Below are 14085 nucleotides of genomic sequence, written 5' to 3'. Positions count from 1 at the left end.
TTATGCGATGATTCGCCAAAAATGTCAAGTAACTTTGCGAAGTATGATCGGATAATAGTGACATATAGGCCGTCTACACCGTCATTATACCATAGGTTCACGAACTTACAAGTCTAACCGAGAAAAACAATAATAGAGGCACGGCATTTTTTGTTTTTTCTCGTTTCAATCGAGAAATCTGGTCCGACCGTGCTAAATTATAATAACACACTCGCTTACCGCCCTTCATCCACCTTCAGGTTGCGGCACGCTCTTTTCGGTTGCGCGCCTTAGTCCCGTATTATCGGCCGTATTTTCTCGTTCTAGTTCAGTTAAATTCTTCCAATTTCGAATGCAACGCGCGCTATAACATGTTTATGTGTGCTTACATCTTCGATCGATTGTGGAGGTTAGCCGTTGAATATATGCGATGGCTTGACCAGATCGATTCAGATGCCCGGCTTAGGTTCCTCTTGACGATCACACTTAACTCTCACACAGTACGGTTGTCGGGTTGTCTTGCCCCAGTCGATTTGACCTTCGAGAACACGGTGCAAATACGGTGAAATAACCGTTCGTCGGGGGTTCGATCCCCTCCGCCGGCACCACGACATTCGATCGCCGAGGCCGGGCCTCGCGCCCGTGGGGCGTGACCGTCGTCCGGCACAGCGCGTCGGCTGAGGCCGCGCCACCGCGCCGATCCCGATGTCGCGACGGGCCGGTCTCGGGTGGGAGTTCCGGCCCGATTCCGTCGGCACCGCCGCCGCGACACATCCGGCGCCGGCCTGTCTCACCGCTCCCGGATCCGGTCGCGGACCGCTGCTTGACGCTGGGATGCCAGCGTGCCCTCCTGGCCGAAAGACAGAAACTGCCGCGGAGGACGGTCTGCCATGGCGTCGATCCGGAGTTGCGTGCTCTCGGTCGCGATCGGCTTCGCCGCGCTCGCCGGGCCGGCCGTTGCCGAGCCGATCCGCGTCAAGGTCGGCGTCCTCAACGACATGTCGGGCGTCTATGCCGATACCGGCGGCAAGGGCTCCGTCGTCGCCGCGCAGATGGCGGTCGAGGATTTCGCCAAGACCGAGCCGGGCGTGCAGGTCGAGATCGTCTCGGCCGACCACCAGAACAAACCCGATATCGGCGCCGCCGTCGCCCGCCAGTGGTACGACCGCGACGGCGTGGACGCGATCCTCGACGTGCCGACCTCCTCGGTGGCGCTGGCGGTGAGCCAGGTCACCCGCGAGAAGAACAAGGTCTTCATCGACTCGGGGGCCGGCACCACGGAGCTGACCGGCAAGCAGTGCTCGCCGAACACGATCCAGTGGACCTACGACACCTACGCCCTGGCGCACGGCACGGCCGGCGCCATGCTCAAGCGCGGCGGCGACACGTGGTATTTCCTCACCGCCGACTACGCCTTCGGGCTCTCCCTTCAGAACGAGGCGAAGGCCGTGATCGACACGGGCGGCGGGCGGGTACTGGGCGCCGCGCGGGTCCCGTTCCCCGCCACGGACTTCTCCTCGTTCCTGCTGCAGGCGCAGGCCTCGGGCGCGAAGGTGGTGGGTCTGGCCAACGCGGGCGGCGACACGGTCAACGCGGTCAAGCAGGCGCACGAGTTCGGGCTGACCGACGGCGGCCAGAAGCTCGCCGCCCTGCTGATCTACGCCGTCGACGTCCACGCAATCGGCCTGCAGACCGCGCAGGGCCTCGTGCTGACCGAGTCGTTCTACTGGGATCTCAACCCGGAGACCCGGGCCTTCTCGGAGCGCTTCTACCCGCGCAACGGCAACAGCATGCCGACGATGAACCACGCGGGCGTCTATGCCGGGCTCCTGCACTACCTGAAGGCCGTGGCGGCGACGAAGTCGACGGACCCGCAGAAGACCATGGCCTGGATGAAGGCCAACCCGACCGACGACCCGCTGTTCGGCAAGGGTGTGGTCCGGGCGGACGGGCGCAAGATCCACCCGATGTACCTGTTCGAGGTGAAGGCGCCGTCCGAGTCGAAGGGCCCGTGGGACCTCTACAAGGTGCTGGAGACGATCCCCGCCGAGCAGGCCTTCCGCCCCCTCGCCGAGGGCGGCTGCCCGCTCGTCGCCAAGCCGTAGGGAGGGAGCCGAACGCCATGATGCGCGCGCTCGAAGGGCAGGCCGCCTGGGTGACGGGGGCCGGATCCGGGATCGGGCAGGCGGCCGCCGTGGCGCTGGCGCGGGCCGGCATGCGGGTCGCGCTCACCGGACGGGGTCAGGAGGCCCTCGCGCGCACCGCGGAGATGGTCCGCGCGGCGGGCGGCGAGGCGCTGGTCGCCCCGGCCGACATGGGCGTGGCCGACGACGTGCAGCGCGCCTGGGAGGCGGTTCACGCCGCGTGGCGGCGCTGCGACCTGCTGGTGAACTCGGCGGGCCTCAACGTGCCGCGGCGCGGCTGGAGCGAGATCACGCCGGCCGGGATCGACGCCGTGGTCGGCGTCAATCTCAACGGCCCCTTCTACGCGGCGCGGGCGGTGCTGCCGACCATGCGGGCGCAGCGGAGCGGCCTGATCATCCACGTCTCCTCCTGGGCCGGCCGCTACGTCTCCAAGCTGACGGGACCGGCCTATTCCGCCGCCAAGCACGGGCTCGTGGCGCTCTCGGAGAGCCTGAACCAAGAGGAGTGCGGGCACGGCATCCGGTCCTGCTGCATCTGCCCCGGCGAGGTCGCGACGCCCCTCCTCGACAAGCGGCCAGTCCCGGTCACCGCGGAGGATCGCGGGCGCATGCTCCAGCCGGAGGATCTCGCCGAGACGATCCTGTTCGTCGCCCGCCTGCCGGCCTCCGTCTGCGTCAACGAGATCCTGATCAGCCCGACCTGGAACCGCGGCTATCTCGAGGGCGTGAAGCTCTGAGCGGGGCCGTCGCGGCGCGCTTGGCCGGGGGCGCGGTGCGCTCATCCCGCGTTCAGGCACGGAGGACGAGTGTCGCCACGGCCAAGCTGAACACAAGTATTTCTGAATTGTATCTGAGACTTTATGGACTAAATTCGGCGCAAGCTGGGCTATTTCAAGATTAAAATTGGATGAATGCGGGGTTCAGAACCGATTAAATCCGTCGCGCCTACCAGCGCTGCCGGAAGGCGATGAGACGCGTCTTCGCCGAACCGATGGGGACAACGGTCCGGCGGACCGCCGGGCCCCTCGGGGCCCCATCGCGCACGACCGGGGGGCGCGACCATGTCAGGGACCGAGGACGATCCAGGGATTCCGGGCTCCGCCGGCGCGGCGGACCCGGCCGGACCGGGCGCCGCGGCCGCATCACGCCCGGTGTCGGTCGGCGGACCCGGCCGGCCGATCGACGACGGCGCGCGGGACCGGATCGGGCGCGGCCTGCGCCTGCACTACGCGGGCGTCCTGGCCCTGCCGATCCCGGACCGGCTCCGGACGCTGCTCGACGAGCTCGCCGCACACTCCGACACGGAGGCCTCGCGATGACCCTGATGCTGCAAGCCGCCCCCGCGGGGAGCGGATCCGGTCCGGCCCCCCGGGGCGCCGACGCGGAGATGCGCGACCTCCTGCTGGGGGCGATCCCGGCGCTGCGGGCCTTCGCGTTCTCGCTGACCTACGACCTCGACCGCTCGGACGACCTCGTGCAGGACACGCTCGTGCGCGCCTGGATCAACGCCGCCAGCTTCCGCCGCGGGACCAACCTGACCGCGTGGCTGTTCACGATCCTGCGGAACCTGTTCTACTCGGAGCAGCGCAAGCGCAAGCGCGAGGTGGAGGACGCCGACGGCCTCCATGCCGGGCGCCTGACCGCCCTCCCCGAGCAGGAGATCCGGATGGAGATGGCGCAGTTCCAGAGCGCGCTGAACCGGCTGCCGCCGGCCCAGCGCGAGGCGCTGGTCCTGGTCGGCGCCCAGAGCTTCACCTACGAGGAGGCCGCGGCCATCTGCGGCGTCGCGGTGGGCACGATCAAGAGCCGGGTCAGCCGCGCCCGGACCCGCCTGATCGAGGTGCTGGGCATGACCGGCACCGACGACATCGGACCCGACCCGCAGACCCGCGCGGCCCTCGACGGCTCCTGAGGCGCGCGCCGCGGCGAGGACCGCCGCGGCGCCTACTTGATGAGCCTGACGACGTCGCGGAACCGCCTGTGCCGCGCCGTGCCGAGCCACTCGAACGCCACCATCTCGGTCGTGACGATCTCGGCGCCGTGGGCCGCCATCCGGGCGAGCGCGGCCTCCCGGTTCTCGATCCGCCGCGAGCCCACGGCGTCGGCCACCACGGCGACGCGGCGGCCGGACTCGCGCAGCCCGAGAACCGTCTGCAGCACGCAGACATGCGCCTCGCAGCCGCTGACCACGAGGTCGCGATCCGCGGGCAGGCGCTCGAGGAAGCCGGGCGTCCGGGTCGCGCCGAAGCTCATCTTCGCGAAGGCCGTCCCGGGCTCGGGCGCCAGGGCCGGCACGGTCGGCCCGAGGCCGCCGGCATTCTGCTCGGTGACCAGGACCGGGACGTCGAGCAGCTGCGCGGCGGCGAGGAGGCGGCCCGCATTGGCGACGACCCCGTCCCCTTCCGCGATCGTCGGCATCAGCCGGACCTGAACGTCGATGACGAGGAGGAGCGAGCGGGCGGGGTCGATCAGCGGCATCGATGTCTGGTCCCTGCGGACGGGTCGCGTCGGAGACGGAGGAGGCCATCCTGGCCCCATCCGAGCCGTATCCTCGCCCCATCCGGTCCGGTGGGGACCGCGCCCGCCGGCATGACACGTGCGCGCCCCGACCGCGACCCCGCCCAAGAGCCGCTCCCGATCGTTTTGCGACGGTTGGGAAGGGCGGCAACTCCGGTCCCGGCAGCCGCGCCAGGGCCCCTCTCCCTCGCGGAAGAGGGCACCGGTGCCTCGTTCGGCACGGGCCCGGCGATCACCTCCGTCCCGAACCGACAGGGAACGGCTCTAGCGGAGCGCGATGTCGCCGGGGACGTTCGCGGCCGCGGCGCCGCCGGCGGCCTTCTCGAACCACCGCCGGGCGGCCTCGAAATCCTGCTTCACCCCGCGACCGTTGACGTAGAGGAAACCGAGATTGTTCGTCGCCTCCGCGTGGCCGGCGGCGGCCGCCTTCTCGAACCAGCGGCGGGCCGCGGCGGCGTCCGTCTTCACGCCCTGGCCGTTCAGGTAGAGGCTGCCGAGATTGTTCATCGCGTCCACGTTGCCGCCGGCGACCGCCCGCTCGAACCAGCGGCGGGCCGCGGCGGCGTCCCGCTTCACGCCCTGACCGTTGAGGTGCAGGCTGCCGAGGGCGTTCATCGCGTCAACGTTGCCGGCGGCGGCGGCCTTCCCGAACCAGGACGCGGCCGCGCCGTAATCCTGCCCGACGCCCTGACCGTTGGCGTAGAGTAGGCCGAGATTGTACAGGGCCGACGCGGCGCCGGCGGCCGCCGCCTTCTCGTACCAACTGCGCGCGGTGGCGTAGTCCTGCTTCACGCCCTGGCCGTTGTAGTACAGGCTGCCGAGGTTGAGCATGGCGTCGACGTCACCGCCGGCGGCCGACTTCTCGAACCAGCGTCCGGCCGTACCGAAATCCTGCTTCACGCCCTGGCCGTTGATGTAGAGGATTCCGAGATTGTACATCGCGGCGGCGCTGCCGCTGACGGCCGTCGTCGTGGAGAGGCTCCCGGCGGTCTCCGCCTGTGCGCCCAGCCCGGACAGGACCGAGAGCGCCAGAGACATGGAGACGATGGATGTCGCGCGCATGGCCGTGAATCCCTGTGCGGGCACGCGAACCGTCATGCCCTGCGCGGAAGCCGATCCCGAGCATCTTCCGCAATGCTGAAGGCGTGTTCCCGAACCTTCTTCGTCCGCTGACAGTCTTCCGGGCGAAAAACCCTTCGGCTGGACTGCACCGGACTGATCCTTGACCTATCCGGGGCCGGCAGGACTTTCTGGACCAAATCGCACATGCGGCCCGCATGGTCGGCCGACATCGCCGGCGCGCGCCACGGGCCGCGACAGGGTTCGCGCGCGGCGGGGACCGTGCGGGACCGGCCGGAAGGAGGCGTTGAGGGCTCGGCGGGGCGGGCGACCGGTCCCGGGACGCGTCGCTAGTAGGTCGCGAACAGCCGCGCCACCGCCTCGGGCTCCGCCGTGACGGTCAGCGCCAGGGCGAGCAGGATCCGGGCCTTCTGCGGGGTGAGGTTGTCGGCGCTGAGGATGCCGCGGCTGCGCAGCCGGGTGGTGAGCGGGACCACGCCGCTGCCGGCCCGGGTCGACATCACCACCACGATCCCGGCGGCCGCCGCCGCCTCCAGGGCCTCGGCCTCGGCGGGCGGGGTCATGCCCGGCGCGAGACCGGCCGCGACGAGGCCGCGCGCGCCCGCGGCCAGGAAGGCCCGGACCGCGGTGCCGTCGGCGTCGGCGTACCCGTAGGCGACGTCGACCCGCGGCAGCGCCGGCAGGGTCCGGATGTCGAAGGGCGTGCCCGGCGCGTGCGCCCGCTCGGAGCGGCGGTAGTAGCGGACGGACTCGCCATCGACGTGGCCGAGCACGCCGAAATCCGGGGTCCGGAAGGTCTGGAGCCGGGCCACCGAGGTCTTGGTCACCTCGCGGGCCGCCTGGATCTCGTCGTTGAGCACCACCAGCACGCCGCGCCCGCGGGAGGCCGGCGCCGCGGCCGTGCGCACGGCCGCCACGAGGTTGAGCTTGGCGTCGGTGGAGAGGGCGCTCATCGGCCGCTGCGAGCCGACCAGCACCACCGGCAGATCCACCGTCAGGGTGAGGCCGAGGGCGTAGGCGGTCTCCTCCAGGGTGGCGGTGCCGTGCCCGATGACGATGCCGGCGAGATCCGGGTGCTCCGCCGCGAGGCGCTCACACAGGCGCACGAGGTCGCGCCACTCGGCGAAGCCGATCGCCGGGCTCGGGACCGCCCGGAACGGCACCGGCACCACCGCGGCCACCGTCGCGAGTTCCGGGACGGCGTCCAGGATCGCGCCGGCCTCGAGGCGCCGGTCGGTGGCGGTGTAGTCGAGGATGTCGAGGGCGTCGCGGCCGAGGGACGAGATCGTCCCGCCCGTGCCGATGAACGCGACCTTGGGCAACCCGGTCCCCGATCCTGCCGCCATGCCGTCTCTCCCGACCCTGTCCGACGCCGTGATGCCGCGTCGCGCGGCCGGGGTCGACCCCGCCGCGCGCAGGCGGGCGATGCGCCGGGCGGGAGGCCCGCCGAGCGAGCCCCGACCTCGCGCCCCGACCTCGCGCCCCGACCTCGCGCCCCGACCTCGCGCCCCGGCCCCTCGCCGGGACGGGCCGCGGCCTCAGCTGCGGAAGTCGAGCAGGAGCGCCGAGACGGTGCCGCTGTTGGCGGTGCCGCTCGCCCCGTAGCCGGCGCTGCCCGACTGGCTGCTCTGGAGCTGCTGGATGAAGGTGGACAGCAGGTCGTTCGTCGTCCCCGCCGCCGAGGTGGTCGTCGCCGACGCGGAGGCCGACATGCCAGTCCCGGCGCCGCCCGCGGCGGCGTCTCCCGGGGGCGGGCCGGGCGGGGGCCCGGGCGGCGGGCCGTCCGGACCGGCGACGGCGCCGGTCTCGTCGCCCGCGGCGTCGGTGCTCTGGGTGCTCCGGCCGTGGCTGGCGAGCAGGTTCTTCAGCTCCGTGGCCTGGTCGGCGGTGAGGCTGCCGCTGCTGACCTGATCGGCGATCAGGCCGTCGATCCGGTCCTTCATGGAGGACGGATCGAGCTTCGACCCTGTCGCGGTGCTGCTCGAGGCCGAACTGTCCGACGACAGGCTCGAATCGATGCTGCTCAGGGCGCTCGTGAGCGCCGTCGCGTCAGTGCTGCTGATCGTGCCGGCCGACAGCGCGCTGCTGATCGTGTCCGACATCTGTGTCTTGGGCGACGGCGGCGGCGACCATCGCTGCGCGGCGAGCTGCGCTGTCGCGGTGGATGAGACGGTACTCATTGGGGGGCTCGGGTCACGGATGAGCCGGATTCGCCCGGCGGCGGGTCCGTGTGCAAATTACCCACGCGATCCTTAAGGCCGCGTTTCCGCGATCGCCCGGATCCCCGCTGCGGTGAGGGGACGGCCTCGGTGACGGGACGGCCGCGTCGGCGCGGCCGGGAAGAACCCCGATCGCGCCGCTCAGAGGCTCGCGGCCATGCGCAGCGGCGCCGCTTCGGCCGGGCGCGCCGCGGCCTCGGCGTGGCCGTAGAGGCCGCGATGCTTCGGGTTCGGCGACAGCCGGTCGGTCAGGCCGATCACCGTCTCGGCGGCGCCGAGCAGGAGCGCGCCCTCCGGGGCGAGCTGCGCCGCGAGCCGCGCCAGGACGTCCGACTTGGTCGGCGCGTCGAAGTAGATCAGCACGTTGCGGCAGTAGATCACGTCGAACTGGCCCAGCGAGGCGAAGCTGTGCAGCAGGTTGAGCTGCCGGTAATCCACCATGCTGCGCAGGCTCTGGGCGATCTGCCACTGCTCGCCAACCTGGGTGAAGTACTTGATCAGCCACTGCACCGGCAGGCCGCGCTGGACCTCGAAATGGCTGTACAGCCCGAGCTTGGCCTTCTCGATCACCTCGGTGGACAGGTCGGTGGCGACGATCTCCACCTGCCAGCCGGCGAGCCGCGGCGCCGCCTCCTGAAGGAGCATGGCCAGCGAGTACGGCTCCTGCCCGGTCGAGGCCGCCGCGCACCAGATCCGCAGCCGGCGGCGGCCGGCATTGCGCGCCAGCACGTCCGGCAGGAGCGTGTCGCGGAACAGGTCGAAGGGGATCCGGTCGCGGAAGAAGAAGGTCTCGTTCGTGGTCATGGCCTCGACCACGGCCCGCTCGATCGTGCTGTTCTGGGCGAGCTTGAGGGCGCCGATCAGGTCGCCGAGGCTGGCGAGGCCGAAGCGGCGGCAGACCGGGGTCAGCCGGCTCTCCACAAGGTAGCGTTTCTCCGGCGTCAGCGCGAGGCCGGAGCGCTGCTTCAGGAAGGTGCGCAGGAATTCGAACTCGAGCTCGGTCATGCCGGCTGCCCCGTGATCAGGGCGCGCAGCGCCGTCGCGAGTTCGGGCAACGGCAGCACGGCCTCGGCGAGCCCGGCCCGCGCGACGCTGCCCGGCATGCCCCAGACCGTGCTGGTGGCCTCGTCCTGGGCGAGGACCGGGCCGCCGGCCTCGGTGAGCGCCCGGGCGCCGTTGGTCCCGTCCGAGCCCATGCCGGTGAGGATCACGGTCGCGGTGGCGGCGCCGAACACCACCGCCGCGTCCTTGAACAGGACGTCGACCGCGGGGCGGCAGAAATTCACCGGGGGGCCGTCGGTGAGCTTGATGATCGGGCCGCCGGCCCCGCCGGCCAGCCCCATGTGGCGGCCGCCCGGGGCGACGTAGATGCGGCCCGGCTCGACCCGCTCCTCGGCCTTGCCCTCCGCCGCCGGGAGCCCGGTGCGGGTGGCCAGATGCTCGGCGAAGACCGCCGTGAAGATCGGCGGCATGTGCTGGACGATCAGGACCGGCAGGCGCCGCAGGGCGGCCGCGCCGATGCCCTCAAGCATCTCGCCCACGGCCCGCGGGCCGCCCGTGGAGGAGCCGATCAGCAGGGCGCGGGGCTGGGTCCGGTTGCGGACCTTGGGCCGGAGCGTGAAGGGAGTCGCGGGGCGCGCCGTGGCGGCCGGCGCCGGATGCGCCGCGGCCGGCACGGCCGCCGGCGCGGGCGCGGCGTGGTAGCCCGGCGCGTGGCCGGCGGGCGCGGCGGACGGGCGCCGGTTCCGCGCGCGGGCGGAGCCGAACACGCGGACGCGCTCGATCAGCTCGACCCGAAACGTGTCCGAGGTGGTGACGCCGCGGCTGCTCTCCGGCTTGGCGATGTAGTCCACCGCGCCGAGGGCGAGGCATTTCAGCGAGATATCGGCGTTGCGCGTCGTCAGCGTCGACATCATCACGACCTGCACGCTCGGGCTCATGGCGAGCATGCGCGGCAGCGCGGTCGTGCCGTCGAGTTCCGGCATCTCGATGTCGAGCAGGACCACGTCCGGATCGTGCTTGGCCATCAGCTCGAGGGCGATCCGGCCGTTCGAGGCCGTGCCGACGAGCTCGAATCCGGCCTCGCCGATCCAGCGGGCCACGAGGCCGCGCACCACGGCCGAGTCGTCGGCCACGAGCACACGGATCGCCGTGGCCGATGAGGTCGTGCTCTGGGTTGGCGGCGTGCGCAGCGGGGCGACCGCGGGACTCAGGGCCATGATGATTGCCTCGGGTGCAGGGTCGCGGGGCTCGGGCCGCGGGTCAGGGAGCAGGCGATCAGGCCGCGTCGGCGACGAGACCGACCTGTTCGAGCTTGGCCGTCAGGATGTCGCGGTCGAAGGGCTTCATGATGTACTCGTCGGCCCCCGCCCGGAGAGCGCGGGCGATCGCCCCGACGTCGTTCTCGGTGGTGCAGAACAGGACCTTCGGCGCGCCCCCGCCCTCGCTCTGGCGCAGGGCCTGGAGGAACGCGTAGCCGTCCATGTTCGGCATGTTCCAGTCGAGCAGGATGGCGTCGGGCATGCTGGCCGCGCAGGCTTCGAGGGCGGCGCTGCCGTCCTCGGCCTCGCTGACATTCATGCCGAGATCCTCGATGATCCGCCGGGCGACCTTCCGGATCACCGCGGAATCGTCCACCACCAGGCAGGTGGTCTCGTGGGGCGCCTTCATCGACCTCTCCCTCAAGCCGCCTTGGCGCCGGCGGGCGTGAAGCCGAGGAGCGCGTCCACGTCGAGGATCACCAGGAGCCGGCCGTCGAGGCGGTGGACGCAGGTGGCGAGGTCGCGGAAGCGCGGATCCAGGTTGATCGGCACCGCCTCGCGGCTGTCGGCGCCGAGCTTGAGCACCTCGCCGACGCCGTCGACCACCAGCGCGAAGGTCTCGCCGGCCTGCTCCAGGCCGATCGCCATCTTCGGGCTGGCCTTGCTGCCGTCCGCCTCGGCCTCCGCGTCCGGCAGGCCCAGGCGCCGGCGCAGGCTCATGGCCGTCACGACCCGGCCGCGCAGGTTCAGCAGGCCGACGATCTCGGCCGGCGCCAGGGGAACCGGCGTCACGCCCGACGGGACGAAGACGTCGTGGACCCGCTCGATCGCCAGGCCGAACAGCGTCTCGCCGACGAAGACCGTGACGAAGTCGTCGGTGGCGCCGGTCTCGGCGCCGTTGGTGGGGGCGCCGCTGGTGTTGGCGTTGGCAGCCTGCATCGGAACTCTCCGGATTCGTTCGTCGCGATCGTCGCGATCGGCCTGGGTCGATCGGCTTGGGTCGATCGGCCTGGGTCGATCGGCTTGGAGCGATCGGCCGGGGTCGATCGCCCGGGGCGGGCGGCGCGGCGGCTCAGGCGGCTTTCGACACCGTGGCGGCGCCGATCTCGGCCAGCGCCGAGATCAGGCCGCTGCGGTCGAACTTCGCCACCAAGTCGCTGATCGCCAGCGCCCGCGCCTTCTCCACCGCGTCGGCGCCGATCGCGCCGGTGAGGCCGATCACCGGGAGCCCGGCGAGGCGCGGCTCGGCCCGCCGCATGGCGGCGACGAGGTCGAAGCCGCTGCGGCCCGGCATCTCCAGGTCGGTGACCACCACCTCGATCTGCGGATCGGACTGGAGGGTCGACAGGGCCGTCTCGGCGCTCGACGCCGTGACCACCTGGTAGCCCGCGGCCTTCAGCACCGGGCTCAGCATGTCGCGGAAGAAGGCCGAGTCGTCGACCAGCAGGACCGTGGAGATCTGCTCGGGCCGCTTCAGACCGCGCGCCCAGTCGTCGTAGGCCAGCGGCAGGAAGTGGGCGATGTTGATGATGTCGGTCGCCCGGCCCCGCAGCACCGCCGAGCCGATCAGGTCCGACCGGTCCGCCGCGATCTCGATGTCGAGGCGCTCCTCGACGATGTCGACGATCTCGTCGACCACGAGGCCCATGGCGCGCTCGCCGTCGGAGAACACCACCAGGGCCTGCGTCCCCTCCGACTTGATGGTGATCGCCGCGTCGGCCGGGACCAGGGGCATCAGGCGCCCGCGGTACTGGATCAGCGCGCGGCCGCCGAGCCACTCGACCTTGGCGCACTCGATCTCCTCGAGGCGGGTGACCAGCGACAGCGGCACCGCCTTGAAGCTGCCCTGGCCGCCCTTGAACACCAGGAGCGTGGTCTTGGTGTCGGCCATCTCGACCGCCTCGTCGGCGTCGGCGTCGATGTGGCCGCCGCTGCCCTGGACGCCCTGCGCTACCTGACGGGCCACGCCGTTCGGATCGACGATCAGCACCACGGCGCCGTCGCCGAGGATCGTGTTGCCGGCAAACATCGGGATGTGCCGCAGCTTCACCGACATCGGCTTCACGACGATCTCCTCCGTGTGGAAGACCTCGTCGACGAGGATGCCGAAGCGCTCGCGCCCGACCTGGGCGACCACCACGAAGCCGGCCTGATCCGTCTCCGCGCCCGGGCTCGTCTGGCCGAGCAGGCCGGTGAGCGAGACGATCGGCAGCAGCCGCTCGCGCAGGCGCAGCACCGGCGCGCCGTTGATGTGCTCGACCCGCTGCGCCCCGGCATCGACCCGGACCAGCTCCAGCACCGCCACCTGCGGCAGGGCGAAGCGGTGCTCGCCGGCCCGGACGATCAGGGCGGCCACGATCGCCAGCGTCAGCGGGATCTTGATGGTGAAGGTGGTGCCGCGACCCGCCGTGGTGGCGATGTCGATCAGGCCGCCGATGGTCTCGATGTTGGTCTTGACCACGTCCATGCCGACGCCGCGGCCCGAGACCGAGGTCACCGCCGCCGCCGTCGAGAAGCCGGCGTGGAAGATGAACTTGGCGACCTGGGCGTCGGTCATCCGCTCGATATCGGCCTGGGAGGCGAGCCCGCGCTCCGCGGCCTTCTTGCGGATGGCCGCGAGGTTTAGGCCCTTGCCGTCGTCGGCGATCTCGATCGTGATCGTGCCGCCCTCGTGGTAGGCGGCGAGGCGGATCGTTCCGCGGGCGGGCTTGCCCGCCGCCACGCGCTCGGCGGTCGATTCGAGGCCGTGATCCGCCGAGTTGCGGACCATGTGGGTCAGCGGGTCCTTGATGACCTCCAAGACCTGCCGGTCGAGCTCGGTCTCGTTGCCGACCATCACGAGGTCGATCTGCTTGCCGAGTTCGGCCGAGAGGTCGCGCACCACGCGCGGCAGCTTCTGCCACGCGTTGCCGATCGGCTGCATGCGCGTCTTCATGACGCCCTCCTGCAGCTCGGCGGTGACGTGCGACAGGCGCTGCAGCGGGACCTTGTAGCTCGAATCCTCGTGCCGGCGGGCGATCTCGAGGAGCTGATTGCGGGTCAGCACCAGCTCGGAGACCATCGTCATCAGGTGCTCGAGCGTGTCGACGTTCACCCGGATGGTCTGGTTCTTGGCGGCGGCGGTCGTCTCGCCCTCGGCGCCCTCGACCTTCTCGGCGCGCGCCGGCTCGGCCTTCTCGGTCTTCTCGGCCTCGACGGGCTCGGGCGTCTTCTCGGCCTTGGGCGCCGCGCTGACGGCGGGCGCGGGCGCCGGGGCGGGGGCGACGGCGGCCGCAGGGGCGGGGGCGGGCATCGCGGCCACGGGGGCCGGCGGCGGGAGGAAGTCCGATTCGTCCGGACCGGGAGCGGCCAGGAAGGCGGCCTCCAGGTCGTCCAGGGAGACCTCGCCGGGCTTCAGCTCGCGGACCACCGGATCGGGCAGGACCGGCTCGGGCGGCGGCGGGGCGGCGGCCTCCGGCTCCGGCGAGCCCTCGGCCATGCGCTCCAGGGCGGAGATGAGGTCGTCGTCCGAGCCCGCGGGCTCCGTGCCGGTGGCCTCCAGATCGGCCAGGATCGCCTTCAGCCGGTCCAGCGTCAGCAGGATCAGGGTGACGGAATCCGACGTGGCGGGCAGCCCGTCGCGGAAGCGACCCATCAAGGTCTCGGCGGCGTGCGCCAGAGCTTCCAGCCGCGGGAGTCCGAGGAACCCGCAGGTTCCCTTGATCGTGTGCACGAGTCGGAAAATGTTCCGCAGAATAGTCTCGTTGTTCGGATCCTGTTCGAATCGAACCAATTCTGCATCGACCGTGTCGAGATGCTCCCCGCTCTCGGTCAGAAACTCGCGAAGCAGGTCGTCCATAGGCGCTACTCGTTACGCGGAGAAGGTCTCGCGCAACCTACTTACTC

General features: G+C 71.1%; 14 protein-coding genes. 5 read left to right on the top strand and 9 right to left on the bottom strand.

The window, feature by feature from the left end:
• Nucleotides 1–869: 869 nt before the first annotated feature.
• From BLW78_RS25260 to BLW78_RS25245, 4 genes are all read left to right on the top strand, one after another.
• Nucleotides 870–2084 (top strand): ABC transporter substrate-binding protein, encoded by a 1215-nt coding sequence (locus BLW78_RS25260; RefSeq protein ID WP_042671735.1) that lies wholly within the window; start codon nt 870–872, stop codon nt 2082–2084.
• Between the two features lie 17 nt (nt 2085–2101).
• The gene (locus BLW78_RS25255) at nt 2102–2860 is read left to right on the top strand and encodes an SDR family oxidoreductase (protein WP_020094387.1); all 759 of its coding nucleotides are present in this window, start codon (nt 2102–2104) and stop codon (nt 2858–2860) included.
• A gap of 324 nt (nt 2861–3184) precedes the next feature.
• Nucleotides 3185–3442 (top strand): NepR family anti-sigma factor, encoded by a 258-nt coding sequence (locus BLW78_RS25250; protein ID WP_091682814.1) that lies wholly within the window; start codon nt 3185–3187, stop codon nt 3440–3442.
• Nucleotides 3439–4035, top strand: a complete 597-nt coding sequence (locus BLW78_RS25245; RefSeq protein ID WP_170855239.1) for a sigma-70 family RNA polymerase sigma factor — start codon at nt 3439–3441, stop codon at nt 4033–4035. Before BLW78_RS25250 ends, BLW78_RS25245 begins: the two co-directional genes overlap by 4 nt.
• Nucleotides 4036–4067: 32 nt before the next feature.
• On the opposite strand, the gene BLW78_RS25240 is transcribed toward BLW78_RS25245, so the two are convergent.
• From BLW78_RS25240 to BLW78_RS31845, 4 genes are all read right to left on the bottom strand, one after another.
• Nucleotides 4068–4601 (bottom strand): isochorismatase family protein, encoded by a 534-nt coding sequence (locus BLW78_RS25240; RefSeq protein WP_056529984.1) that lies wholly within the window; start codon nt 4599–4601, stop codon nt 4068–4070.
• 303 nt (nt 4602–4904) lie between these two features.
• Complete coding sequence (locus BLW78_RS25235) at nt 4905–5702, bottom strand: SEL1-like repeat protein (protein WP_091682813.1); 798 nt, start codon at nt 5700–5702, stop codon at nt 4905–4907.
• A 347-nt stretch (nt 5703–6049) separates the two neighbouring features.
• Nucleotides 6050–7066: an asparaginase gene (locus tag BLW78_RS25230; RefSeq protein ID WP_091682811.1), complete on the bottom strand. Its 1017-nt coding sequence runs from the start codon at nt 7064–7066 to the stop codon at nt 6050–6052.
• A 192-nt stretch (nt 7067–7258) separates the two neighbouring features.
• Nucleotides 7259–7663, bottom strand: a complete 405-nt coding sequence (locus BLW78_RS31845; protein ID WP_244527050.1) for a hypothetical protein — start codon at nt 7661–7663, stop codon at nt 7259–7261.
• Here BLW78_RS31845 and BLW78_RS31840 point away from each other — a divergent pair.
• Nucleotides 7662–7976 carry a hypothetical protein gene (locus BLW78_RS31840; protein ID WP_244527049.1) on the top strand — a complete coding sequence of 105 codons (315 nt, stop codon included), beginning with the start codon at nt 7662–7664 and terminating at the stop codon, nt 7974–7976. The genes BLW78_RS31845 and BLW78_RS31840 overlap by 2 nt on opposite strands.
• 104 nt (nt 7977–8080) lie before the next feature.
• On the opposite strand, the gene BLW78_RS25220 is transcribed toward BLW78_RS31840, so the two are convergent.
• The 5 genes from BLW78_RS25220 to BLW78_RS25200 form a co-directional block, all read right to left on the bottom strand.
• Nucleotides 8081–8944: a CheR family methyltransferase gene (locus BLW78_RS25220; protein WP_091682808.1), complete on the bottom strand. Its 864-nt coding sequence runs from the start codon at nt 8942–8944 to the stop codon at nt 8081–8083.
• The gene (cheB, locus tag BLW78_RS25215) at nt 8941–10158 is read right to left on the bottom strand and encodes a chemotaxis-specific protein-glutamate methyltransferase CheB (protein ID WP_091682806.1); all 1218 of its coding nucleotides are present in this window, start codon (nt 10156–10158) and stop codon (nt 8941–8943) included. Before cheB ends, BLW78_RS25220 begins: the two co-directional genes overlap by 4 nt.
• Before the next feature lie 58 nt (nt 10159–10216).
• A complete protein-coding gene (locus BLW78_RS25210; protein WP_012320961.1) occupies nt 10217–10609 on the bottom strand; it encodes a response regulator in 393 nt (130 codons plus the stop codon).
• Between the two features lie 11 nt (nt 10610–10620).
• Nucleotides 10621–11139 (bottom strand): chemotaxis protein CheW, encoded by a 519-nt coding sequence (locus BLW78_RS25205; RefSeq protein WP_056529997.1) that lies wholly within the window; start codon nt 11137–11139, stop codon nt 10621–10623.
• A 133-nt stretch (nt 11140–11272) separates the two neighbouring features.
• A complete protein-coding gene (locus BLW78_RS25200; RefSeq protein WP_091682804.1) occupies nt 11273–14038 on the bottom strand; it encodes a hybrid sensor histidine kinase/response regulator in 2766 nt (921 codons plus the stop codon).
• Between the last annotated feature and the right edge of the window lie 47 nt (nt 14039–14085).

The organism is Methylobacterium sp. 275MFSha3.1, assembly GCF_900108435.1.
Taxonomy (GTDB): domain Bacteria; phylum Pseudomonadota; class Alphaproteobacteria; order Rhizobiales; family Beijerinckiaceae; genus Methylobacterium.
Note: the sequence above shows the minus strand (reverse complement) of the source record. Positions and strands in the feature narration are given on the sequence as shown.

What these genes read in the sequence shown, in the direction of transcription:
- BLW78_RS25230 (WP_091682811.1), bottom strand. Translation starts at nt 7,066, where the DNA reads ATGGCGGCAGGATCGGGGACCGGGTTGCCCAAGGTCGCGTTCATCGGC.
- BLW78_RS25210 (WP_012320961.1), bottom strand. Translation starts at nt 10,609, where the DNA reads ATGAAGGCGCCCCACGAGACCACCTGCCTGGTGGTGGACGATTCCGCG.
- BLW78_RS25250 (WP_091682814.1), top strand. Translation starts at nt 3,185, where the DNA reads ATGTCAGGGACCGAGGACGATCCAGGGATTCCGGGCTCCGCCGGCGCG.
- BLW78_RS25255 (WP_020094387.1), top strand. Translation starts at nt 2,102, where the DNA reads ATGATGCGCGCGCTCGAAGGGCAGGCCGCCTGGGTGACGGGGGCCGGA.
- BLW78_RS25235 (WP_091682813.1), bottom strand. Translation starts at nt 5,702, where the DNA reads ATGCGCGCGACATCCATCGTCTCCATGTCTCTGGCGCTCTCGGTCCTG.
- BLW78_RS31845 (WP_244527050.1), bottom strand. Translation starts at nt 7,663, where the DNA reads ATGAAGGACCGGATCGACGGCCTGATCGCCGATCAGGTCAGCAGCGGC.
- BLW78_RS25200 (WP_091682804.1), bottom strand. Translation starts at nt 14,038, where the DNA reads ATGGACGACCTGCTTCGCGAGTTTCTGACCGAGAGCGGGGAGCATCTC.
- BLW78_RS25260 (WP_042671735.1), top strand. Translation starts at nt 870, where the DNA reads ATGGCGTCGATCCGGAGTTGCGTGCTCTCGGTCGCGATCGGCTTCGCC.
- BLW78_RS25240 (WP_056529984.1), bottom strand. Translation starts at nt 4,601, where the DNA reads ATGCCGCTGATCGACCCCGCCCGCTCGCTCCTCCTCGTCATCGACGTT.
- cheB (WP_091682806.1), bottom strand. Translation starts at nt 10,158, where the DNA reads ATGGCCCTGAGTCCCGCGGTCGCCCCGCTGCGCACGCCGCCAACCCAG.
- BLW78_RS25245 (WP_170855239.1), top strand. Translation starts at nt 3,439, where the DNA reads ATGACCCTGATGCTGCAAGCCGCCCCCGCGGGGAGCGGATCCGGTCCG.
- BLW78_RS31840 (WP_244527049.1), top strand. Translation starts at nt 7,662, where the DNA reads ATGGAGGACGGATCGAGCTTCGACCCTGTCGCGGTGCTGCTCGAGGCC.
- BLW78_RS25220 (WP_091682808.1), bottom strand. Translation starts at nt 8,944, where the DNA reads ATGACCGAGCTCGAGTTCGAATTCCTGCGCACCTTCCTGAAGCAGCGC.
- BLW78_RS25205 (WP_056529997.1), bottom strand. Translation starts at nt 11,139, where the DNA reads ATGCAGGCTGCCAACGCCAACACCAGCGGCGCCCCCACCAACGGCGCC.